Here is a 22,209-nt window from a genome sequence, read left to right as displayed (position 1 = left end):
TATATTATCAAGTTAAAGAGTATTAATCTAAAATAAATGGATAGTCTTGTTGTACATATACATCTTTGTACAATTCATCTGCAGTTGGATAAGGAGATTCCTCTGCAAATTTCACCGACTCCTCAACAACCTTTTTCACATCAGCCTCAACTTCTGCAAACCAAGCGTCATCTGCATAGTTGTTTTCTAAAATAGCATGTTTAGTCGACAACAATGGATCACGGTCTTTATACGCTTCTAGTTCTTCTTTCGTACGATATTTAGCTGGATCAGACATTGAGTGTCCTTTGTAACGGTATGTACGAATTTCTAGGAATGTTGGACCTTCACCTGCACGAGCACGTTGAACAGCTTCGTCCATCGCATTGTGTACAGCAACAACATCCATTCCATCAACCGGAGCAGAAGGCATATCGAAACCTAAGCCCATTTTGTAAATATCCTGCATGTTCGTTGTACGTTGTACAGAAGTACCCATTGCATAACCGTTGTTTTCACACACGAAGATAACAGGGAGTTTCCACAACATCGCCATGTTCAATGTCTCATTGAATGCACCTTGACGCACAGCTCCATCACCCATATAACAGATATTTACATTATCTGTACCAAGATATTTCTCGGCAAATGCGATACCAGCACCTAAAGGAATCTGACCACCAACAATACCATGGCCACCCATGAATTTGTGTTCTTTGGAGAAGAAGTGCATAGAACCTCCCTTACCTTTTGAACAACCCGTGATCTTTCCATATAATTCAGCCATACAAGCATTTGCAGAAACGCCTTTAGCCAAAGCGTGGGCGTGATCACGATAAGCAGTGATTAAAGAATCTTCCGGTTTGATTACTGACATCGTTCCAGCGACTACAGCCTCTTGTCCTATGTACAAGTGACAGAAACCACGAATCTTTTGCTGTCCGTAAAGTTGACCTGCTTTTTCTTCAAACTTACGCATAAGTAACATAGACTTATACCACTCCAAATATGTCTCTTTTGTTATAGGTGTTGAACTCATTTCAAAGTTTTGATTTTCTTACTATTCTAGACTACAAATCTAATAATTTTGGACGAATTTCCTTGCCCAAAAATCAATTTTATTTATACTTTAAGACACTTCTAAGACATTTGATTTAAAGTATATAGCATTTGATTACAAATAAATGAACGGCACAATCAAATAAATCAAAAACTTATGAAAATAAAAAAGCCAAAGGACTTAATAATCATTTGGCTTAATCTATTTTATGCAAACTGTTTGCTATCGAAGTTTTTGTATCAGCTCACTTTCAGTTACCTTTACCTGTTCCCCGCTTTCCATGTCCTTTAAAGACAATTGCCCTGAAGTAGCCTCTTCGTCACCCACTAATAATACGTAGGGGATTCCTTTCCCATCCGCATAACCCATTTGTTTCTTCAATTTTACAGGAGAAGCATAGAGTTCCGAAGCGATATTTTCCTTCCGAAGCTTATTGAGTAAATTCAGGGTATAACTTTCCAGTTGCTTATCAAAATTTATAATCAGGAGTTTGGTAGAATCAGCCTTACCGATAGGAAATAAGTCCAGCTCTTCCAACACATCATAGATACGATCCGCACCAAAGGAAACACCGACTCCGGTCAGCCCCTTCAGCCCAAACATACCTGTAAGATCATCGTAGCGACCACCGCCACCGATACTTCCCATGGCAACCTCATTCGTCTTGACCTCAAAAATACAACCTGTATAATAATTGAGACCTCGAGCCAATGTAATATCCAGATCTATGATTTGATTAAGCAATTTTTCTTCAGCACCTAATTTGCCGACATAGTCAAACACTTCCTCAATCTCAGCGATACCATTTAAACCGACAGCAGAAGTTGCTAAAATAGTTTTTAAGGAAGACAGTTTCTCATCATTCGAGCCTTCCAATAAAATTATAGGTTTCAAAATGGCAAGATCTGCTTCTGTGAAACCTCTTTCCAACAACTCTTTGTTGACACCTTCCAACCCGATTTTATCCAATTTATCGATCGCGACGGTCATATCCACAATCAGTTCAGGTTTTCCGATGATTTCAGCAATACCTGAAAGAATTTTCCGGTTGTTGATTTTGATATTAAAATCTTTCAGTCCAAAACGTTCGAAGGCTTCTTGATAAATCAAAATAAACTCAGCTTCATTCAATAAACTTTCTGACCCGACCACGTCGACATCACATTGATAAAATTCACGGTATCTTCCGCGTTGCGGACGATCTGCACGCCACACAGGTTGTACCTGAAAACGCTTAAATGGTAAGGTAATATCATTTTGGTGCATCACAACATAGCGTGCAAACGGCACCGTAAGATCATATCTTAATGCTTTCTCTGATATATGAGGAATGAGTTTATTGGAGTTTTTATCATGAAGCAGGTTATCTGGCGTTTTCGCCAAGTAATCACCCGAATTAAGAATCTTAAAGATCAATTTATCACCCTCGTCACCGTATTTACCGGTAAGGGTTGTCAAATTTTCAAATGAAGGGGTCTGTATTTCATTATAGCCATATTTTCTGAATACCGTTTTCAGTGTATCGAAAATATAGTTACGTTTGATCATTTCGGAAGGTGAAAAATCACGCGTTCCTTTTGCCAAAGAAGGTTTTACTACTGCCATATTTGGCAAAGTTAATAAAATCCTTTATTCTACTTCTAGAATTTTAAGGAATTCACAGGCTTTTTCGGCTGCAGATTTCTCTGCAGATTTCTTATTAAAATCACGGCCAAGTCCACAAACAATGCCATCAACGACCGCTTCAATACTAAACATTTTAGAAGACTCCCCTTCCGGATTGTCTGTTTGCCGAAATACGATCTCTTTGCCCGTATGTTGACACCACTCAATCAACCGACTCTTAAAGTTTGTTTCCGTCTGTTCCAATAGATGAATATCGACGTGCGGTTTAATAATTCGATTCAACAAAAAGCTTTTTGTAAAAACATAGCCCCTATCCAGATAGACCGCCCCTACCAATGCCTCAAAAGCATCTCCCAATAAGGATCCCTGCTTATTCGGAAAACTGATCATTCGTGCATCAAACTGAATAAGCTCATTAAAACCTAACTTTCTGGAAAGCTGATTTAGGTTTGCTCTACTGACAATTTTTGAGCGCATTTCAGTCAGGAACCCTTCATCTTTATAAGGATACTTCTTAAATAACAGCTCAGCCACAACCGAACCCAAAACAGCATCACCCAAGAATTCTAAACGTTCGTTGCTATTCTTTGCGCCCTCTTTAATTGTAACGGCGACAGACTTGTGTCTAAAAGCCATCTTGTACAGATGTACATTTCCGGGGACAAATCCAAGCAGGTTTTTTAGTTTTCTAACGTATTCCCGATCTGGCGAAAAATATAATTTATATATCCTTGCAAAAGGCATCTCTTCTAAAAATAAGGCGACAAGTCCTAGTTAAAGAACCTGTCGCTAGCTCATATTATCAAACCATGTTTGAAGGATCAAACATTAAGCTTTATATTTTTTCACAATAACAGTAGCATTGTGGCCACCGAAACCGAATGTGTTGCTCAACGCCGCATTAACTATACGTTTTTGCGCTTTGTTGAATGTAAAATTCAAGTTATTATCAATTTCCGGATCGTCTGTAAAGTGATTGATTGTCGGAGGGACAATATCATTTTGAACAGCCAATATAGAAGCGATAGTTTCTATAGCTCCTGCAGCACCCAAAAGGTGCCCTGTCATTGATTTAGTTGAACTGATATTCAATTTATAGGCGTGTTCACCAAATAGGTCAACAATAGCCTTCGTTTCACTAATATCACCGACCGGTGTAGAAGTCCCATGAACATTGATATAATCAATATCTGAAAAATCCATCTCTGCATCATTTACAGCCATTGTCATAGCCAGTTTTGCGCCCAATCCTTCAGGATGCGATGCTGTAATATGATGTGCATCAGCACTCATTCCACCCCCTGCAATCTCTGCATAGATTTTTGCGCCACGTGCTAAGGCATGCTCCAAACTCTCTAAGATCAAGGCACCTGAACCCTCTCCCGAAACAAAACCATCTCTATCTTTATCAAAAGGACGTGAGGCTGTTTTAGGGTCGTCATTTCTGGTTGACAAAGCATGCATAGCATTGAACCCACCAATTCCGGCTTCATTGACTGTAGCTTCTGATCCACCCGTAACAATCACATCAGCTTTGCCCATACGAATATAGTTAAAAGCATCTATCATTGCATTGGTAGCCGAGGCACAAGCCGATACGGCAGAAAAGTTAGGGCCACGAAGACCATGACGCATTGAAATATGTCCTGGAGCAATATCAACGAGCATCTTAGGAATGAAGAAAGGATTGAAACGAGGTGTTCCATCTCCCTTTGCAAAGTTTGCAACTTCTTCAGTGAAAGTTGTTAACCCCCCTATTCCTGAGCCCCAAATTACTCCGATACGATTTGTATCTAATTTTTCAAAATCTAAGCCAGCATCTTTAATTGCCTCATCTGTTGACGCAATTGCATACTGGACAAAAGGATCGACTTTACGAGCTTCCTTACGATCCATAAATTCATGCGGATCAAACCCCTTTACCTCACATGCAAACTGAGTCTTGAATTTTGACGCATCAAAATGCGTAATAGGAGCAGCTCCGCTTACACCATTTATTAACGCCTCCCAGTAAGCTGAGACGGTATTTCCAATTGGTGTAAGGGCGCCTAATCCTGTTACTACTACTCTTTTAAGCTCCATTTATTACGATTAGCCTAATTAAATTAGTTAGTTAACGTTTTTTTCTAAATAAGCGATTGCTTGACCAACAGTACCAATAGTCTCTGCTTGATCATCAGGAATAGCAACGTTGAATTCTTTTTCAAACTCCATGATCAACTCAACAGTGTCAAGTGAATCAGCACCTAAATCATTAGTGAATGAAGCTTCTGGTGTTACTTCGTTTTCGTCAACACCTAATTTTTCAACGATAATTGCTTTTACTCTTGAAGCGATATCTGACATGATTTTATAGTTTAATTGTTTAATAAATCTGTGCAAAGAAAAATAAATTTCATCAAAATTCAAACCTAAATTGATATTTAGATGAAAGTCACCACGTTAGGCGACCGAACTTATTCGCGTCTTATACTAGCTAACCCACTCTATATTAACTTAGTTCAAGTATAACAAAAAATATTTTGTATTCCAAACGCTCAGCTAATTAACTCAAATTTTACACAAAAAGTATATTCCAACCTTAAATTTATTAGTACCTTCGTTAGCAGAGGAGCATATATTTAAGCATTAAAGTGGTCAATAAGTTAGTAGCAAGATTAGATATGGATATGGACGAAGAGTTGGATTTTACCCTACTCGCCATCACCTGTTCTCTGAAAGATTACCGACTCTGCCATTTTATCAACAAGGAGACTAATCTGAATTTTTCCAGAGGAAAAGAAAGTAAATACGACCATGATGGTCGACAAAAAAACAAACCCGAAGAAGAACTTGAATATCATATTATCTTTGACACAAAGAAAAAAATAAGCTACCACTTCACTGCTTTTCATTACCTTATCCCCGATGCCGATACGGAATATTTTCTTATCAACAATAAGAGCATCGAAGGAACTTATTTAATTCCCGAAAACCCCCACTTTGATTTTTTTATCATTATCAAAAACTACATCTGTGAGGATGACGTGGAACATATTATCAAAAGGATCAGCAAATTACCTGAAGTCGTCATTGCAAAAGAAATATCGCCAAAAATATTGAAATCTAAAGAAAATCTCATATTTTAGCAAACTGTAGGTTAGTGTAGCAAATACACCCCAGTTTAGATCTAAATTAATTCGATTTAGTTTTGACAAAACACAACAATATAGTTAGCTATTTGTTGTGATTAATGAAGAACATTTAAAATACAAAATAACAGATGGAAAAAGTTCAAAAAAGGACTAAAATTGTCGCAACATTAGGCCCTGCCTCGGCAGACAAACAAGTTTTGACCAACATGATTGCCAAAGGGGTTGATGTGTGCCGGTTGAATTTCTCTCATGGCAGCCAGGAAGATCACCTTAAGGTAATCGAAACTATAAATGCAATAAATAATGAAACAGGATTCAATGTTGCCATCTTAGCCGATTTACAAGGTCCAAAAATTAGGATCGGAAAAATGAAAGAAGGTGGCGCTATTCTCGTGAATGGTTCAAAAGTTGAAATCACAACACACGAACTTATCGGAGACGAAAACAGAATCTACATTACATACGAAAACTTTCCAAACGATGTTGAAGCCAACGAAATCATTTTACTTGATGACGGAAAACTTCAACTTCGTGTTTTAGAGACCAATCATAAAGACACTGTTACCTGTGAAGTTGTACACGGAGGTGTCCTTACTTCACGTAAAGGCGTTAACTTACCAAATACTAAAGTATCGATCCCTTCGTTGACCGAAGAAGATTTAGACAACTTGAATTTTGCCTTGGATCATGGTGCAGACTGGATCGCTATGTCTTTCGTCCGTTCGGCAGAAGATATTTTTCAATGTAAAAAAATCATTGAGGCAAAAGGAAGCCATGCACGTGTAATCGCAAAAGTTGAAAAACCAGAAGCGATTGAAAATATTGATGCAATTATCGAAGCTACAGATGCTGTTATGGTTGCTCGTGGAGATTTGGGTGTTGAGCTTCCAATGGAAGAAGTACCAGGACTTCAAAAGATCATCGTACAGAAATGTAGAGATCTTTCAAAACCAGTGATCATTGCGACACAGATGTTGGAAAGTATGATCACTACACCACGTCCTACACGTGCTGAAGTAAATGACGTAGCCAACTCCGTATTGGATGGAGCGGATGCTGTGATGTTAAGTGGCGAGACTTCAGTCGGTGAATTCCCTGAAATCGTTATCGAAACAATGAGCAAAATCATTATCCACGTGGAACAAACTTCTTATCCTTATTATAATGAGAAAGTTAGTGAAATCCACGACGGAACACTTATTCCGGATGCGATTTGCGCTTCTTCGGTTTACCTTGCTCAAAAAACAAATGCATCTGCAATTGCGGTATTGACATCATCTGGTGCAACAGCGTTTGAAATTACAAGTTATAGACCAAATGTAGATATCTTAGTTTTCACAGGAACACAAAAATTACTGAAACAACTCAGCCTACTTTGGGGAGTAAAAACTTTTATCTACGACAAGTTCGAAAGCACGGATGGATCTATCCATGATGTTAACAAATTTATTGTAAAAAATAACTACGTTAAACCTGGATCTATCATTATCAATACAGCTTCGACACCGTTAATCGAAAAAGGTAAAACAAATACAATCCGTGTTTCCCAGCTATAATGGATAATAAGGATTAAAGCAAAAAAAATAGCGTTCTATCTAGAACGCTATTTTTTTTGCTTGTTTGGATACAAGGAGTCGATTTTTAATTTAAAGTCCTTCACCTTTAGCGAATCATTCAAGCGCCTAAACGGAAGATTGTTTTCTTTCTCATCACCTTTGGGCATTTTTTCCGTTCCTGGCATTGGGGCTAGACCGTCCACACGATTTGGCTTCTTAATGGGCATATTGTACTTCTCATTAGAAGAATCCAATTTTAGGACGGGCATCTTTGCTTCCTTTTCCTCTATCAAAGGAATCTGCGGCTTTACCTTCACCTGCCCCAAAGCAATTGTTCCTATGGAAGATAATACCAATAATAATACATAACTTTTCATCTCTATATAGTTGTTAAGAGTATCTGCACTCAATTGCACCAATGAACACGTTATACTCGGCTTATTCACTTCTATAGCTGCCAGAATTAACCGTGTAGATTTAATTTATCAATAGGCCAATTCAGCACATAATTTATTTCTATTCACTAATTTACAAACAACAGCACCTATATTTAAACAGATTGCTGTTAAACATTGTTAAAACAGCTTCAAAACACATTAGCATCTTTATATTTGTAACAATTTAAGAAAATATGAGCTACCGGACCTTAAATGGCCACTCACATGGTATAAGGGATGGATACGCAAAAGGCAAATAAACTGAGTACTATAAACTTTGTGATATATTCAAAATACATTTATTTAACACCCAACCCTAATGAAGAAAAATAGCATTGTATTAATCATTGGACTGATGTCTCTAGCTCTAATTGGGGTATTGGCTATGCAATTCTATTTTCTGAGAGATTCATATCGTCAAAAATCCCAATTATTTGATGAGTCCGTCAATGCTGCGATTACAGCTGTTGCCGGAAAGCTTGAACGACGGGAGGTGGTCGACTTTGCTAAAGTTCAACAGGAACGTAACATTGAAAAATCCAAGCAGGAACAGGCCAAACAACGTCTGTTGGCCGAGCAACTCGAAATACAGTATAGAATTGAAGAATTAAAAAACAAACAACATGTTGTTTTCTCAAACTTCAAAGAGCAAGAAGACCAATTGCGTGCTTTATATCCAAATGTAATTGAAATCAAAAATTCTTTTTACGAAACATACATCAAAAGACCTGAGTACCAGAAATTTATCAAATTTTCTGTTTCAAATGAGCTTACCGACGATAATCTGGTGCAAGCTTTTATCATGTTAAATGCATCAAAGGTAGATGATCAGATTAGTGGAAAAGACGATAGCACACGGTTTGTTATCCCCCTAATGGACCCACTGGTGAATCAACAGACAAAATTCAGGGTAGCCACATTACCACCGAGAGAGAATGCGAAACTTGCAAAAACAATTTCTGATTTGGAAAAAAGATTGGATATCCTCAACAGAAAAAACGCTTGGAGTGGTTTTAATGTATACGATTCCGTTGCCATGCTGGGAGGCAAAAAAGCAGACTACATCGAAGATGTTGCTATTGGAATGGAGCTGGCTAAACGTCCGTTAAAAGATCGATTGAATGTTATCATTGTCCAAGAACTTATCAAAGAAGAGTTGGCTCAACGCGACATTAAAGCTCCTTTTAATATTGAAATATGGAGTACAAACAATATATTACTAAATAATATTTTAAACGAAGCCGCTTTAAATAACCCGACAAATACAACAAAATACTCGACCGCACTTTTTAAAGGTGATATCGGCGCTGCGCCAGGGAAATTAACAATCTATTTCCCCAATAAAAAGGCGATAATCGCAGATAATATGGGCTATCTGTTACTACCAATGCTGGCACTACTTTTCTTGTTAGTGGGTTGTTTTGCTTATACACTGATTATCATCTTCAGACAAAAGAAAGTTTCGGAAATGAAAACAGATTTCATCAACAACATGACGCATGAGTTTAAAACACCTGTTGCAACAATTATGATTGCCAGTGAGTCACTTAAAGATCCAGACATCAATGCCGACCATAAACGCGTTCAGAAATTGGCTAATATCATCTACGATGAGAATGTTAGACTCGGAAATCATATTGAACGTGTGCTTGACCTAGCCCGATTGGAAAAGGAAACATTAAAGTTAGACCAGGTGGATGTGCATATTAATGATCTTGTTTCAGCAGTTACCGACAGTATGCAGTTAAGGATGCAAAATATCGGCGGAAAATTTTCCATAGATCTAGCGGCGGCGAAAGATGTTGTTGTTGGTGATGAGTTACATTTTTCGAATGTATTTTACAATTTATTGGATAATGCCATCAAGTACAGCAAAGGAGATTTACATGTCAACATCAATTCAAAAAATGTCGGTGATACCATTGTCGTCACCATTGCCGACAACGGTATTGGGATGAGCCGGGATCACCTGCAAAAGATTTTCGACCAGTTCTACCGTATTCCAACTGGAAATGTTCATAATGTCAAAGGATTTGGTCTTGGCTTAAGTTATGTACAGGACATCCTGAGAAGGCTGAACGGAAAAATTACAGTTAAAAGTGAAAAAGATAAGGGCACGACCTTTGAAGTAATTTTGCCTATTAAAAAATAAAACGTTCCTTTTTTGTATATTTCCTCTTTAAAAAATTTCAAAGGTTGAGGAAAGCTGATTTATCAGCATCAAGGGACATTGGTGAAAATTAATATAATCATTATGCAAAAGATATTATTAGCAGAAGATGATCCTAATTTGGGGGATCTTTTAAAAGACTATCTCGAATTAAAGGGAAAATTTGACGTCACATTATGCACGGATGGAGATGAAGCGATTTCTCAATTCAAAAAAAATAACTACGACCTCTGTATTTTCGATGTCATGATGCCAAAAAAGGACGGATTTACAGTTGGACGTGAAATCAGAAAAACAAACAACACTGTTCCTATTATCTTTGCCACAGCAAAGGGGATGATGGAAGATAAAACCGAAGCCTTTGAATTAGGGGGAGATGATTATATCACAAAGCCTTTTCGAGTGGAGGAATTATTGCTCCGCATCAATGCTTTACTGAAGCGCAGTGTTCGAGACAAAGAAGAGGAAGTGGTTGCTGATAAATTTGAAATTGGCGATTATTTCTTTGATTATACAAGTCAGCAAATTTCTTACAAAGGACAGATGCAAAAACTATCCACCAAAGAAGCGGAACTACTGCGCTTGCTTTGTTTAAAGAAAAATGATGTGCTGACCCGAGAAGAAGCTTTATTAAAAATATGGCATGATGACAACTACTTTACGGGTAGAAGTATGGATGTATTTCTCAGTAAACTTCGTAAATATCTAAAAGAAGATAGTAAAGTTGAAATTGTCAATGTGCACGGAAAAGGTTACAAACTTTTGGTGAGCTAAAAAAATGGGGAATGAGAAACAGTCATTCCCCATTTTTTATGCTACACAGCGTATTGAAACATGGCATACACTAAATCATGGATGAAAAGAAAAGAACAAAACAATTTTATTCTTAGTAGAATATAAAAAATTGATGCACTTTTATAAAAAATTTGCATTTCAAAAAGAAATGTTCTAACTTAGCGTCGCTTATAGAGAAAGGCAGAGGGAATAGACCCGATGAAGCCTTAGCAACCTGTCCCTTGACAAGGTGCTAAATTCTACCCTACTTGATATGGGAATGATAAGCCGAAGTCACCGAATTCTAGTGTGTCCTTCTCTCTCTAGCAAGAAATATAGTTGAAAAAGAAATATTAAAAACATTCATTATGTTATTGACTAACAATTTAGGTTACCCTCGTGTGGGCGCGTTCCGCGAATTGAAAAAAGCCAATGAGGCCTATTGGGCTAAAAAATCTTCTGTTGAGGAATTATTGGACACAGCAAAAAAAATTCGTGAAGGCAATTGGAAAACACAAAAAGATGCTGGAATAGATTTGATCCCTTCCAATGATTTCTCTTTTTACGATCAAGTATTGGATTTAACCCTTACTGTTGGTGCAATTCCTGCTCGTTACCATTCTTTATTGAATAAAGTAGACAACAATTACAGCTTAGATTTATATTTTGCCATGGCGCGTGGTTTCCAACAAGAAGGAATCGACGTGACAGCAATGGAAATGACCAAGTGGTTGGATACCAACTACCACTATATGGTGCCAGAATTTACAAAAGATCAAGAATTCAAATTGACGTCCGAAAAGTTCTTAAATGAATATAACGAAGCAAAATCATTGGGCATCGATACTAAACCAGTTCTATTAGGTCCTATCACTTACCTTTTGATCGGTAAAGAAAAAGAAGCTGGCTTCGACCGCATCGATTTATTGGATAAACTTGTTCCAGTATATGAGCAAATATTAGCTAAACTAGCTGAGGCCGGTGCGCAATATGTTCAGATTGACGAGCCTTTCTTAGCATTGGATTTAGATGCTAAAGTAAAAGCTTTATATCAACCCACTTTCGAAAAATTAGCTGCAGCAGCAAAAAATATCAAATTAATCGCGACGACTTACTTCGAAGCTTTAAAAGATAACGAAGATATCGCAGTTAACCTACCTATCCATGCTTTACATTTGGATTTGGTACGCGGTGAAAACCAATTGGATACGGTACTAGCTAAAGTTCCTGCTTCATTAACATTATCTTTGGGTATTGTTGAAGGCCGTAACATCTGGAAAAATGATTACGAAAAATCATTGGTTAAAATCAAACAAGCTGTTGATGCATTAGGAAAAGACCGTGTATGGGTAGCTCCTTCTTCATCATTGTTGCACGTTCCTTTTGACTTAGACAATGAACACAATGAGCAATCGCTACCAGCTGAAGTAAAAAACTGGTTAGCATTTGCTAAACAAAAATTAGCTGAGGTAAAAGACTTAGCCGTATTAGCAGAAGGTGAAGTTGATGCTGAAACAGCAAAACGCTTCGAAGCCAACAAAGCTGCGGCTGAAAGCCGTCGTACTTCTCCACTGATCCACAAACCAGAGGTTAAAACACGTACAAGCAATATCACTGATGACGATGCGAAACGTACTTCAGCATTTGCTGACCGTAAAGCAGCGCAACAAGCGAAGTTCAACTTGCCAGCATTCCCTACCACAACTATTGGTTCATTCCCACAAACGAAAGATGTTCGTAAATGGAGAGCAGACCTGAAAAAAGGTGCTATCACGCAGGCAGAGTACGATAAAGCAATCGCAGAAGAAACTGAAAACACAATCCGTCTTCAAGAGCAATTGGATATCGACGTATTAGTACACGGCGAATTCGAACGTAACGACATGGTTGAATACTTCGGTGAACAATTGGCTGGTTACGCTTTCACACAAAACGGCTGGGTACAATCTTACGGTTCACGTTGTGTAAAACCTCCGATTATCTATGGTGATGTATACCGTCCTGAAGATATGACTGTCCGTTGGTCTTCATACGCTCAATCATTGACTAACCGTCCGGTTAAAGGTATGTTGACTGGTCCGGTTACCATCTTACAATGGTCTTTCGTACGTAATGACCAACCGCGTTCAACAACGACTTACCAAATTGCATTGGCGATCTTAGACGAAGTACAAGCGTTGGAAAAAGCAGGTATCAAAATCATACAAATCGATGAACCAGCAATCCGTGAAGGATTACCGCTACGTAAAGCTGATCAAAAAGATTACTTGAACTGGGCAGTACGTGCTTTCCGTGTTTCTTCATCAAATGTAGAAGACGATACACAGATTCACACACACATGTGTTACTCTGAGTTCAATAATGTAATCGAAGATATCGCTGCAATGGATGCTGACGTCATCACGATTGAGACTTCACGTTCTCAAATGAAATTGTTGAATGCTTTCGCTGGTGATTTCAAATATCCAAACGATATTGGTCCAGGTGTTTATGACATTCACTCACCACGTGTTCCAAGCAAAGATGAGATGGTAGATCTATTGCGTAAAGCAAAAGCAGTAGTTCCAGCAGAACAACTTTGGGTTAACCCTGACTGTGGTTTGAAAACTCGTGCTTGGCCAGAAACCAAAGCGGCTTTAGAGTCGATGGTTGAGGCTGCGAAAATCTTAAGAGCAGAATAATTCTTAAACTATATTGATAAAGCCCTAGATGAAATTTCATCTAGGGCTTCTTTATTGGACCTTGGTTCGAAACAAAAACCGTCATTCGGATAATGTGATACTATTTTCGAGTGTTCTTCCTTTCTTTCTTGTTTTCCTTTTCTTTCCCGTTCTTAATTTCCTGTTTCCCCTTAATCCGATCTTCAATCGACTTCAGGCTTGACGAAAAATCAAGATCAACATTCTCAAGTTGTGCCATTTTTAACGCCTTCAATGCCTTTTTGTATTTTCTCAATTTTTCAAATAAAAGAGCTTTCTTGATCCATATCCCTGTCAAGGGCATAGCCGGAAGTGTCAAAGCAAATTTAATCGTCTTTTTTGCAGCTTCATACTCCCCCATATCAATCAGTGTCTGAATGAAATAAGGATATACCTCCAATGCCTGCACATTATGCACCAAAGCTTCCTGGAAATACCTTTTTGCCTGTTCATAGTCCAATAGCTGTTCGGCATGAACTCTTCCCATCAAACACAGCGCCATTGTATTGGATTCATCATAAGACAGCGCATAGGATAAGGATTCCATGGTCTCCTCCAAATACATAGGATAGTTATCCAGTGCCTGAAGGACATATTTATTTACTGAATTCATAAAATTTTCTAAAACATAACATTCATATCCAGCTTTCACAATCAACTTGAAATTAACTGGATTTCTAAAACTCCATAATAAGCTAAGCATATTGGAACCGTGGGCCACCATTTAGAGAGCCAATTTTTAGCCAATATCAACGTAGGTTACTTAACGTATTAAGAAAGAAGATTAGGAAAGGGCCGTATTCCGAAGAATATTCCCGAGAATCTTCTCTGTGGACGAAGCGGGATTTTCTAATATTGCAAACATATTCTTCCGTTTTTATTAATTACTCTGTTAAATTGCAAAGATTCAAAATATTTACCAAATTCCCAAAAACTTTTGATTATTAATCTGTTATATCTTAAAGCACGATATTGGCATATTATTGTCGCATCAATTTTGCTGAAATTCAATGACTATTTTCCCATCTTTAGACTATGGAAAGTCAATCAGCTAATCAATTAATCAAACTATCAAGAAAACGTAAGGGACTAACGCAGCAGGAACTCGCCGATCAGGCGGGTGTATCGCTAAGAACAGTGCAACGCATCGAAAAAGGCACTGAAGAAATCAGCGGATTTAGTCTCAAACAGATCAGTCAAATCTTAGAAATACCTTTAGAACAACTCATTATGCCAAATGTAAATCAAATCAGTATCGACAACAATCAAACAGGAAGTATTAAAGCGCTATATTTAGCATCGCTCACCTTTTTGGTCAATCCATTATTAGGATTATTGGTCCCAGCGATTATGGGCTATACGAAGCAAAATAAAGACGCCTTATACAGTAAGCACCTAAAAAAAATAATTGTAATACATGCTGTTGGACTATTTTTTCTCGGAAGTTTCATAGGCTATATTATTATTGCAGATTTTTTTAAGATTTCACTACCGCCTTTTTTAAGCGATATATTCAATAGCGCCTATTTTTTACTCATCCCAGTATGCTACTACATATTGATTCTTACCTTCACTATTTTTAATTATATCACAATAAGGAAGGCCAAGCTCAGTGCTGCAAACTAAACCAATACAAATGAATTTATTGCATTCAAAATCATAGCGGTTTCTTTTGAACGATCAATACCCAATCATTCTCCAGCAACAGATAGCCTGTTTCATAAATAAAGTTATAGGTCTGTCCCTTGTTATTGGAAAAAGTATGTGTATGGAACTTAAAATCAAATCCCAACCGCTTTAACTTTTCCCGCTGTATCTTGACCATACCCTCCCCACTCAACGCTTCCAATAAAATACGGCGGTTTTTTCGTAGGATATTATTCACATTGCGCACCATATTGGTCTGGTCGCTATTTAATTTATTGTTATAGGCGTTCCGGCAAGCATCATCACAAAATCGCTTGTCAGAACGACCATATATACCCTTGCCACATTCAAGGCAGACTTTCTCGACAGAACTCATAACAGAAGATTAAACGACAACAAACGGTTACAATCGACTATAATCGAATACAAATGGTAAATAGACGACTATAGTCTTTTCCCCGCCCCACCTTTGCTTAAGATCATTTGGTATCAATAGCCAATGACCGTCAACTAAAATAAGAATTATTAAAAACATTTAAAAATTAGACGCATGAGCACATTACGCAACAAAGTACAATTGGTTGGTCATTTAGGAAACGACCCATTAATCAAAACAACTTCCACCGGCACAAATTATTCCGTATTACGTCTCGCCACCAATGATCTCTTCAAGAACAAAGCTGGCGAGTGGGTTGAAGAAGTTCAATGGCATACACTCGTGGTTTGGGGTAATCAAAACAATACCATTGAAAAGAAATGCCAACGTGGGACCAAACTCATGGTTGAGGGCAAACTCACCTATCGTAATTATGAGAATGCAGATGGGGTAAAACAATATGTCACAGAAATTAAAGTAGATAATTTCTTGGTTTTATCAGAGTCAAACGGTGCCAAAGAAGACAGCCCAACACTTCCGGATGAAACTGAAGATGACCTCCCCTTCTAGTAGGGTCGACGAGGTAGATTTTTCAAGCCTCTACCTCGTCGATTGTTCCTAACTTATTTTGTTAGGCTTGCTGTCAACTCTCTTCCTAGATTCTCAGCATAATCCTTCCATAATTTGGCATCTTCCGGTGTAAACTTAGAAACAGCTTCAGTTTCTTTGGTCGCCCATTCCTGTCGCTTGGACGCAAGCTCCTTAAGCTTAACAACATCGCCACTTTTAGCAACAGCGATAAATTCCTTAATATATTTTGTGTAATCCTTCGCCAATTTTTGTGTCTCAACAGAACTAAATTTAGGTATTGGCACTTCGCCACCTCTATTTTCCAACAGCGTTTTGGCCGTATCTTTTTTTATCTCAATAGCGGCAGTCGTATCTTTTACTTCGACTTTTTTAGTCGTGGAATTATTACAGGAAATAACAAAAAATCCAGCAATTAATGCTAATAAGGTTACTTTCTTCATCTATTTAAATTTAGTTTTTTATCCATGGTAATTTAGCCGTTTATGCATGTTGTACTGAAACTAAATAAATCACACTACTTTTAGTGGATCGACAAGTTCATCATTATCTATCTTACTTATAACATTACCGATTTATAACATTACCATCCTTGAGATTTATTCTTACCAATAAAAACCAACTCGCTATTGATGATACATTATCGTACTATCCAGGTGTTGGCTCCTGATCTTGGATCGGATCCTGCACAAATTTCCATTTTTATTGTGAGATCACAGCTTAGAATAAGCTCTCATGAACCAAAGACGTGAATCAACAGCGCAAAAGTTTTACTTCATTATCGAACTAATTTAATTACAATGCCCGACTTCACAAAATTTTTTGTGAGCATTCACATCTGCAGACCTGATTTAGTAGTCTTCTTTTCTTGCTGGACAGTCAGCATCAGATCAATTTCAAAGCCGCTTTTAGCAGGGGTATTACAAGGGGTTAACAGGGGGTTAACAGGGGTATAGCAGGGGTAAATCCCTGCAAACCCCTTGTTAACCCCCGGTAAGTATAGTACAATAACACCATTAACCTAGAATATGGTAACAATATGTAAATACGCTCGATACCGGCGGTACCAAATAAACAGCAGGGAAAAGTTCCACGCAATTAGATTCGCTCAAACTTGGCATACAATTTCCAGAAATATGCCTTCTCTCCCAAAGTGAAATCAACCTTCTTCCAGACATTTAAGGCTAAACTAATCTCTTTTTCCTGCAAACTGTATTTTCCAATAAAGAACTCTTCCGCGGAAAAATACAAACCAAAGGCCTTATCCAAAGTATGTAAGCTCTGAACATCAACTTCTTCAAAAAACAAAATGGATTGAGGGCTAGCCAAAAAATCGCTCGGTACCGGAATAGCGTCAGCATATTCGATTGCAATGAGACGGTTCCTACTTTGCAAAGGAAATTCAATTATTGGAAGCTCATCTAATTTCGAAAAATGAGTACTCGCTTCAAAAATAGCATCCCGTTCCAGCAGCGGGATTTGCAACAATCTTTTACGTCCAATAATAGAAACATTTGGCTCAAAATAATCATTGAAATTAAGAATTTCATTGACAGATAGATTTTTTTCAATAAGATGCTGCACAGGAATGCCAAAATAATTTGCAATCTTAAGAACAATCTCAATTTTTGGCTCCGCACGCATTTCTTCGTAAGACGAAATATTACCTCTAGTAAGATTAAAAACATCCCCAAATGCCTGTTGGCTCATTCCTTTCACTTTTCTTAATTTCTTAATATTGTTCCCTACGTTACTCATTTTAAAAAAAATTGAATTTTTATTGCAAAATATTTTTGCATTTTTATTACCTTTATGCAAAGAATATGTGCAATATATAAAAAACTTGATTATGTACTTCTCAAAAATTGAAAATTATATCGCCAACATCGGTTACACCATTACCCATAAGGATACAAAAGAAGGAATCTTTGTCATCGAAAATGAAGACGACGGAATTCGTAACCTCATTGTAGGCATTGCCCAACCCATCCTGATTTTTGAGCAATACCTTTTTACAATCAGCAATGACACCATGGATATGTTCAAATCATTATTGATAAAAAATAGAGATATTATCCACGGCGGATTTGCGTTAACGGAAGATGGTACCAAAGTTATATTTCGGTATACATTACAAATACATAATCTCGACCAGAACGAATTTGATGCAGCCATCAACTCGCTGAGTCTGTTGATGAGTGAATATTATAATCAGTTAATAAGTTTTTCAAAATTATAGAATAATGAATATTTTTAAGAGAATTTTCAGAATCGGTCAAGCAGAGATCCACGCAGTCGTGGACAAAATGGAAGACCCCATCAAAATGACGGAACAGGGTATCCGTGAGATGAAAGAGGACCTGGAACAATCGTTGGAAGCCTATGCTAAAGTGAAGGCCTTAGCCATACGTACCCAAAACAATTGTGAAAAGAAAAAAGAAGAAGCCAATGAATTTGAGAACAAAGCTATTCTATTACTCCAAAAGGCACAAAAAGGAGAGCTAACGGCAGAAAAGGCCGAAGGTCTGGCAAAGGAAGCGCTGTTGTTGAAAAAACAGTTATTAATCGAAGCTAGTGAACTGGAGAAACAAGCTGTGATTCATCAAAGTTCAGCCGATGAGCTGCACAAAAATGTAGACATTCTCAAATTCAATATATCGAAATGGGAAGGTGAACTCTCCACATTAAAGGCACGTGTGAAGGTCTCTAACGCAGCTAAAATGGTCAATCGGCAGCTCGCTAATATCGATTCAAATAGTACGATTTCCATGTTAGAACGTATGAAAGAGAAAGTCGAGGAAGACGAGGCCCTAGCGAAGGCCTATGGTGAGATTGCGCTAGGCAACAAAAGTAAAGTTGATGAGATTAACGAGACCATCGGCGGTTCTGAAGCCGTCAACAACGAATTAGAAGAACTAAAAAGAAAATTAAATAATGATGAAAAGATTTGAGTATAAAACGCTAAAAATTGAACCTAAGGGTTTCTGGGGAACAAAGTTGGACTCCGAAAAAATTGATGAAATCTTAAATGATCTTGGAAATCAAGGCTGGGAATTGGTAACCATGCAGGACCTTGAGGTCAATGGCAATTCCTGGTCGTTCCATTACACATTCAAAAGGGAGAAAATTTAAACAATAACACGATGACAGAACTAATCAATATCTTATTCAATCCATTATCCAATGGAATTATGACAGTCTTAACTGGCATGTCTGTAGTGTATTGGTTATTTATGTTTCTGATGGGTGATGGAGTACATCTCTTTGATGCCGATGCAGATATAGACCTCCATCCCACACCTGATGTTACGGACGTTGATGGATCACATGATATCGCAACTGAAGGGGGCGACCATACTCACCATCATCATACGGATACGGACGCTAATACAGATCCTGGTTTCTTTGCAAAAGCAATGGATTACATCAATGTTGGCAAAGTACCCATCATGCTTATTGTAACACTATTCAAATTTATAGGCTGGATAATTACCATTGTTTCTTCGCTCTTTATCGACGTTGCTTCATGGGGAATAAAGTCTGTATTAATCCTAATCCCCGTTTTCATTGTTACATTTATATTAATGCATTTTCTGACCAAACCCTTAGCTAAAATGTTTAAAACTATAGGTTACAATGGCGAAGAAAGTCACGATTTTCTTGGTCGCATGGGTAAAATGAGAGCCAGTATTGAAGGCAAGAAAATAGGTTCTGCCGAATTTATCATCCAACAGGATCCTATTCGCCTCAATGTTGTCAGCCACAATGGGGAGAAAATAGGCTACGGAGACGATGTCATTATTGTTGACGAATCCAAGGACAAGAAATATTATTATGTGACCAAAGAAATCACGATAGACAATATTTAATGAAAAAAGAATAAAAGAAAAGCATCGACACCTAAACAACTGTCCAAAAAGAACGGATCTTTATTCTTTTAAATCCTAATCGTAAACCCAACTATTAAAATCTAAATAAATACAAATCATATGCTATATCAACCTCTTTTATTTTTAAGTGGCTTAAACGGAATTATACTTTTAATTGTCGGATTGGCTGTCTTTTTAATTTTTGCATTCTTTGTTGTATTGAGTGCTTTCTATAAGAAAATTCCACAAGGGAAAGCAATTGTCCGGACTGGTGTTGGCGGTACAAAAGTAGCATTCAACAAAGGAATGTATGTTGTACCTGTATTTCACAAGATGGAGATCATGGACATCTCAATCAAAAAAATTGAGATTGCCCGTATGCAAGGTGAAGGTTTGATCTGCAAGGACAACATTCGTGCAGATATCAAAGTTGCTTTCTTCGTTCGCGTCAATAAAAGTGTGGATGATGTGATCAATGTTGCCCAAAATTTAGGTTGTGATCGTGCAAGTGAGCCGGAAACATTAAAAAGCATTTTTGAATCTAAATTCTCCGAGGCCCTAAAAACAGTCGGTAAGAAATTTGATTTCATCGAATTGTATGAAGCCCGTCGGGAATTTCGCGACGAAATTTTGGATATCATCGGAACTGACCTGAACGGTTATATTCTAGATGACTGTGCAATCGACTATCTTGAGCAGACAGATATTGAGCATCTCAATCCAAACAATATCTTAGACAGTGAAGGCATTAAAAAAATAACGGAGCTAACGGCCAAGCAAAATATCAATGCCAATTTTATCCGTCGTGACGAAGAGAAGTTGATCAGAAAGCAAAACGTGGAAGCTCGTGAAGCGATTTTGGAACTTGATCGTCAACTTGCTGAAAAAGAAGAAAAACAAAAACGGGAAATTGATAACATCAGAGCACGCGAAGAAGCAGAAATAGCAAAGGTCCGTGAAGAAGAACGTCTCAAGTACGAAAGTGTCCGGATTTCTACCGAAGAGCAACTGGCAGTACAGGAAGAAAATAAGCTGCGTCAGATTATCATTGCTGAGAAAAACAAACAGCGCACGGACGCAGTGGAAGCAGAACGCGTAGAGAAAGACCGTGCTTTGGAACAAACTGAACGTGAGCGCATTGTTACTTTAGCTCAAATCGACAAAGAACGCTCTATCGAGACGGAGAAGAAAAGTATCCAAGGTGTTATCAAGGAACGCGTACAATTGGAGAAAGGTGTTATTGAAGAGCAACAAGGCGTCCGAGACATCGAAGTATTCCGTGAAGTAGAACGTAAAAAACAAGCGGGTGTTATCGCGGCATCACAAGAAGCAGAAGAAAAATTAATATCCACTGTTAAGGCGGCCGAAGCTGCAAAAATTGCAGCAGAGCAGGAAGCGGAGAAAAAAGTAATCGATGCAGAGGCCGCTCGTAAAATTGCCGAAAAACGTGCTCAGGAATTATTGATAGATGCTGAAGCGAAAAAAGAAGCATCGCTGAAGGAAGCCGAAAGTCGTAAGATTATTGCTGAAGCACAAGCTAAAGAAGAAGCCGCGCTTGGCTTATCCGAAGCTGAAGTAATGGTTGCAAAAGCCGAAGCCGAAGAAAAACAAGGTACCGTTGAAGCTAATGTGATCGAGAAGAAAGCGGAAGCAATGCGTAAAGAGGGCTTAGCACAAGCGGAAGTTGTTCGTGAGAAAGCGCTTGCTGAAGCAAAAGGTATCGAAGAGAAAGCTGAGGCGATGAAGAAATTGGATGGTGTGGGCAGAGATCACGAAGAATTCAAATTGCAATTGCAAAAAGAACGTGATATTGAACTCGCTCACATCAATATCCAAAAAGACATTGCTCAAGCACAAGCTGGCGTATTGTCAGAAGCACTTAAAACGGCAAAAATAGATATCGTCGGTGGCGAAACCATGTTCTTTGAGAATATCGTCCGTCAAGTTTCCAATTCCAAAGGTTTTGATCACTTGATTGACAACTCTAAACATGCCACAGCTATCAAGAATTCACTTATAGGCCCAGATGGACAAGGAGACCTCGCAGAGAAGGTCCGCGGATTAGCCGATAAATATGGAATTTCTACAAATGACATCAAGAACCTCACCGTTTCTGCAGCACTGATTAAACTTCAACAAGCGGCAACTGACGCCGAAAATGGTGAAGATACTAGCTTTATCAATTCTTTGTTCGGATTGGCGAAGAACCTAGGAATTTCCAACAAGAAACTTTAAACACCGTCATTATCTTGAGCCTAACAAAGAGTAGAATCTTAACAGGCTCAAGATATTTT

General features: G+C 38.0%; 22 protein-coding genes and 1 riboswitch. Of the genes, 12 read left to right on the top strand and 10 right to left on the bottom strand.

Annotated features, from left to right (window positions below; translation table 11 throughout):
- Positions 1–22 precede the first annotated feature (22 nt).
- The 5 genes from pdhA to ACHWSC_RS14935 form a co-directional block, all read right to left on the bottom strand.
- Positions 23–1,018: a pyruvate dehydrogenase (acetyl-transferring) E1 component subunit alpha gene (gene pdhA / locus ACHWSC_RS14955; protein WP_046674850.1), complete on the bottom strand. Its 996-nt coding sequence runs from the start codon at positions 1,016–1,018 to the stop codon at positions 23–25.
- 243 nt (positions 1,019–1,261) lie between these two features.
- Complete coding sequence (gene hisS / locus ACHWSC_RS14950; protein ID WP_394677284.1) at positions 1,262–2,644, bottom strand: histidine--tRNA ligase; 1,383 nt, start codon at positions 2,642–2,644, stop codon at positions 1,262–1,264.
- A 24-nt stretch (positions 2,645–2,668) separates the two neighbouring features.
- Positions 2,669–3,409, bottom strand: a complete 741-nt coding sequence (gene rnc / locus ACHWSC_RS14945; protein WP_088160073.1) for a ribonuclease III — start codon at positions 3,407–3,409, stop codon at positions 2,669–2,671.
- Between the two features lie 84 nt (positions 3,410–3,493).
- Positions 3,494–4,747, bottom strand: coding sequence for a beta-ketoacyl-ACP synthase II (gene fabF, locus ACHWSC_RS14940; protein WP_046674847.1), 1,254 nt, complete (start codon positions 4,745–4,747; stop codon positions 3,494–3,496).
- Between the two features lie 27 nt (positions 4,748–4,774).
- Positions 4,775–5,011, bottom strand: coding sequence for an acyl carrier protein (locus ACHWSC_RS14935; protein WP_028070665.1), 237 nt, complete (start codon positions 5,009–5,011; stop codon positions 4,775–4,777).
- A gap of 287 nt (positions 5,012–5,298) precedes the next feature.
- Between ACHWSC_RS14935 and ACHWSC_RS14930 the strand changes: the two genes are divergently transcribed.
- Complete coding sequence (locus tag ACHWSC_RS14930; RefSeq protein ID WP_232475665.1) at positions 5,299–5,793, top strand: IPExxxVDY family protein; 495 nt, start codon at positions 5,299–5,301, stop codon at positions 5,791–5,793.
- 134 nt (positions 5,794–5,927) lie between these two features.
- Positions 5,928–7,355, top strand: a complete 1,428-nt coding sequence (gene pyk / locus ACHWSC_RS14925) for a pyruvate kinase (RefSeq protein WP_394677283.1) — start codon at positions 5,928–5,930, stop codon at positions 7,353–7,355.
- Positions 7,356–7,402: 47 nt separating this feature from the next.
- On the opposite strand, the gene ACHWSC_RS14920 is transcribed toward pyk, so the two are convergent.
- Positions 7,403–7,732 (bottom strand): hypothetical protein, encoded by a 330-nt coding sequence (locus ACHWSC_RS14920; protein WP_394677282.1) that lies wholly within the window; start codon positions 7,730–7,732, stop codon positions 7,403–7,405.
- Positions 7,733–8,111: 379 nt separating this feature from the next.
- On the opposite strand from ACHWSC_RS14920, the gene ACHWSC_RS14915 reads away from it, so the two are divergent.
- The 3 genes from ACHWSC_RS14915 to metE all read left to right on the top strand — a co-directional run bounded on the left by ACHWSC_RS14915 (position 8,112) and on the right by metE (position 13,417).
- Complete coding sequence (locus ACHWSC_RS14915) at positions 8,112–9,944, top strand: sensor histidine kinase KdpD (RefSeq protein ID WP_205399923.1); 1,833 nt, start codon at positions 8,112–8,114, stop codon at positions 9,942–9,944.
- A gap of 102 nt (positions 9,945–10,046) precedes the next feature.
- Positions 10,047–10,736: a response regulator transcription factor gene (locus tag ACHWSC_RS14910; protein WP_172840643.1), complete on the top strand. Its 690-nt coding sequence runs from the start codon at positions 10,047–10,049 to the stop codon at positions 10,734–10,736.
- Between the two features lie 186 nt (positions 10,737–10,922).
- Positions 10,923–11,026: riboswitch (SAM riboswitch) on the top strand.
- Between the two features lie 78 nt (positions 11,027–11,104).
- The gene (metE, locus tag ACHWSC_RS14905) at positions 11,105–13,417 is read left to right on the top strand and encodes a 5-methyltetrahydropteroyltriglutamate--homocysteine S-methyltransferase (protein ID WP_120333103.1); all 2,313 of its coding nucleotides are present in this window, start codon (positions 11,105–11,107) and stop codon (positions 13,415–13,417) included.
- A 100-nt stretch (positions 13,418–13,517) separates the two neighbouring features.
- Here metE and ACHWSC_RS14900 read toward each other — a convergent pair whose 3' ends face one another.
- Positions 13,518–14,048, bottom strand: a complete 531-nt coding sequence (locus tag ACHWSC_RS14900; RefSeq protein ID WP_075994615.1) for a hypothetical protein — start codon at positions 14,046–14,048, stop codon at positions 13,518–13,520.
- Positions 14,049–14,470: 422 nt separating this feature from the next.
- On the opposite strand from ACHWSC_RS14900, the gene ACHWSC_RS14895 reads away from it, so the two are divergent.
- A complete protein-coding gene (locus ACHWSC_RS14895) occupies positions 14,471–15,061 on the top strand; it encodes a helix-turn-helix domain-containing protein (protein ID WP_120333102.1) in 591 nt (196 codons plus the stop codon).
- Positions 15,062–15,092: 31 nt separating this feature from the next.
- Here the strand turns inward: ACHWSC_RS14895 and ACHWSC_RS14890 are convergent, their stop codons facing one another.
- Entirely contained in the window at positions 15,093–15,458 is a 366-nt protein-coding gene (locus tag ACHWSC_RS14890) for a hypothetical protein (RefSeq protein ID WP_075990850.1), read from the bottom strand.
- 174 nt (positions 15,459–15,632) lie between these two features.
- On the opposite strand from ACHWSC_RS14890, the gene ACHWSC_RS14885 reads away from it, so the two are divergent.
- Positions 15,633–16,028, top strand: coding sequence for a single-stranded DNA-binding protein (locus ACHWSC_RS14885; RefSeq protein ID WP_394677281.1), 396 nt, complete (start codon positions 15,633–15,635; stop codon positions 16,026–16,028).
- Between the two features lie 53 nt (positions 16,029–16,081).
- Here ACHWSC_RS14885 and ACHWSC_RS14880 read toward each other — a convergent pair whose 3' ends face one another.
- Both ACHWSC_RS14880 and ACHWSC_RS14875 read right to left on the bottom strand, forming a co-directional pair.
- Complete coding sequence (locus tag ACHWSC_RS14880) at positions 16,082–16,489, bottom strand: hypothetical protein (RefSeq protein WP_394677280.1); 408 nt, start codon at positions 16,487–16,489, stop codon at positions 16,082–16,084.
- Between the two features lie 655 nt (positions 16,490–17,144).
- The gene (locus ACHWSC_RS14875; protein WP_394677279.1) at positions 17,145–17,804 is read right to left on the bottom strand and encodes a helix-turn-helix domain-containing protein; all 660 of its coding nucleotides are present in this window, start codon (positions 17,802–17,804) and stop codon (positions 17,145–17,147) included.
- A gap of 91 nt (positions 17,805–17,895) precedes the next feature.
- Between ACHWSC_RS14875 and ACHWSC_RS14870 the strand changes: the two genes are divergently transcribed.
- The 5 genes from ACHWSC_RS14870 to ACHWSC_RS14850 all read left to right on the top strand — a co-directional run bounded on the left by ACHWSC_RS14870 (position 17,896) and on the right by ACHWSC_RS14850 (position 22,150).
- Positions 17,896–18,285, top strand: a complete 390-nt coding sequence (locus ACHWSC_RS14870) for a YbjN domain-containing protein (RefSeq protein WP_046674974.1) — start codon at positions 17,896–17,898, stop codon at positions 18,283–18,285.
- A 4-nt stretch (positions 18,286–18,289) separates the two neighbouring features.
- Complete coding sequence (locus tag ACHWSC_RS14865; RefSeq protein ID WP_120333100.1) at positions 18,290–18,997, top strand: PspA/IM30 family protein; 708 nt, start codon at positions 18,290–18,292, stop codon at positions 18,995–18,997.
- On the top strand, positions 18,981–19,178 hold the full coding sequence (locus ACHWSC_RS14860) for a DUF4177 domain-containing protein (protein ID WP_120333099.1): 198 nt from the start codon (positions 18,981–18,983) through the stop codon (positions 19,176–19,178). The genes ACHWSC_RS14865 and ACHWSC_RS14860 overlap by 17 nt, the downstream gene beginning before the upstream one ends.
- Positions 19,179–19,189: 11 nt before the next feature.
- On the top strand, positions 19,190–19,915 hold the full coding sequence (locus tag ACHWSC_RS14855) for a hypothetical protein (RefSeq protein WP_394677278.1): 726 nt from the start codon (positions 19,190–19,192) through the stop codon (positions 19,913–19,915).
- A gap of 120 nt (positions 19,916–20,035) precedes the next feature.
- Positions 20,036–22,150 (top strand): flotillin family protein, encoded by a 2,115-nt coding sequence (locus ACHWSC_RS14850; protein ID WP_394677277.1) that lies wholly within the window; start codon positions 20,036–20,038, stop codon positions 22,148–22,150.
- Positions 22,151–22,209: the final 59 nt, after the last annotated feature.

It is taken from the genome of uncultured Sphingobacterium sp. (assembly GCF_964277905.1).
Classification (GTDB): Bacteria; Bacteroidota; Bacteroidia; order Sphingobacteriales; family Sphingobacteriaceae; genus Sphingobacterium; species Sphingobacterium siyangense.
The sequence above is the reverse complement of the archived record's forward strand: the minus strand, read 5'-3'. Positions and strand labels throughout refer to the sequence as shown.

What these genes read in the sequence shown, in the direction of transcription:
- pdhA (WP_046674850.1), bottom strand. Translation starts at nt 1,018, where the DNA reads ATGAGTTCAACACCTATAACAAAAGAGACATATTTGGAGTGGTATAAG.
- hisS (WP_394677284.1), bottom strand. Translation starts at nt 2,644, where the DNA reads ATGGCAGTAGTAAAACCTTCTTTGGCAAAAGGAACGCGTGATTTTTCA.
- rnc (WP_088160073.1), bottom strand. Translation starts at nt 3,409, where the DNA reads ATGCCTTTTGCAAGGATATATAAATTATATTTTTCGCCAGATCGGGAA.
- fabF (WP_046674847.1), bottom strand. Translation starts at nt 4,747, where the DNA reads ATGGAGCTTAAAAGAGTAGTAGTAACAGGATTAGGCGCCCTTACACCA.
- ACHWSC_RS14935 (WP_028070665.1), bottom strand. Translation starts at nt 5,011, where the DNA reads ATGTCAGATATCGCTTCAAGAGTAAAAGCAATTATCGTTGAAAAATTA.
- pyk (WP_394677283.1), top strand. Translation starts at nt 5,928, where the DNA reads ATGGAAAAAGTTCAAAAAAGGACTAAAATTGTCGCAACATTAGGCCCT.
- ACHWSC_RS14920 (WP_394677282.1), bottom strand. Translation starts at nt 7,732, where the DNA reads ATGAAAAGTTATGTATTATTATTGGTATTATCTTCCATAGGAACAATT.
- ACHWSC_RS14915 (WP_205399923.1), top strand. Translation starts at nt 8,112, where the DNA reads ATGAAGAAAAATAGCATTGTATTAATCATTGGACTGATGTCTCTAGCT.
- ACHWSC_RS14910 (WP_172840643.1), top strand. Translation starts at nt 10,047, where the DNA reads ATGCAAAAGATATTATTAGCAGAAGATGATCCTAATTTGGGGGATCTT.
- metE (WP_120333103.1), top strand. Translation starts at nt 11,105, where the DNA reads ATGTTATTGACTAACAATTTAGGTTACCCTCGTGTGGGCGCGTTCCGC.
- ACHWSC_RS14900 (WP_075994615.1), bottom strand. Translation starts at nt 14,048, where the DNA reads ATGAATTCAGTAAATAAATATGTCCTTCAGGCACTGGATAACTATCCT.
- ACHWSC_RS14895 (WP_120333102.1), top strand. Translation starts at nt 14,471, where the DNA reads ATGGAAAGTCAATCAGCTAATCAATTAATCAAACTATCAAGAAAACGT.
- ACHWSC_RS14890 (WP_075990850.1), bottom strand. Translation starts at nt 15,458, where the DNA reads ATGAGTTCTGTCGAGAAAGTCTGCCTTGAATGTGGCAAGGGTATATAT.
- ACHWSC_RS14885 (WP_394677281.1), top strand. Translation starts at nt 15,633, where the DNA reads ATGAGCACATTACGCAACAAAGTACAATTGGTTGGTCATTTAGGAAAC.
- ACHWSC_RS14880 (WP_394677280.1), bottom strand. Translation starts at nt 16,489, where the DNA reads ATGAAGAAAGTAACCTTATTAGCATTAATTGCTGGATTTTTTGTTATT.
- ACHWSC_RS14875 (WP_394677279.1), bottom strand. Translation starts at nt 17,804, where the DNA reads ATGAGTAACGTAGGGAACAATATTAAGAAATTAAGAAAAGTGAAAGGA.
- ACHWSC_RS14870 (WP_046674974.1), top strand. Translation starts at nt 17,896, where the DNA reads ATGTACTTCTCAAAAATTGAAAATTATATCGCCAACATCGGTTACACC.
- ACHWSC_RS14865 (WP_120333100.1), top strand. Translation starts at nt 18,290, where the DNA reads ATGAATATTTTTAAGAGAATTTTCAGAATCGGTCAAGCAGAGATCCAC.
- ACHWSC_RS14860 (WP_120333099.1), top strand. Translation starts at nt 18,981, where the DNA reads ATGATGAAAAGATTTGAGTATAAAACGCTAAAAATTGAACCTAAGGGT.
- ACHWSC_RS14855 (WP_394677278.1), top strand. Translation starts at nt 19,190, where the DNA reads ATGACAGAACTAATCAATATCTTATTCAATCCATTATCCAATGGAATT.
- ACHWSC_RS14850 (WP_394677277.1), top strand. Translation starts at nt 20,036, where the DNA reads ATGCTATATCAACCTCTTTTATTTTTAAGTGGCTTAAACGGAATTATA.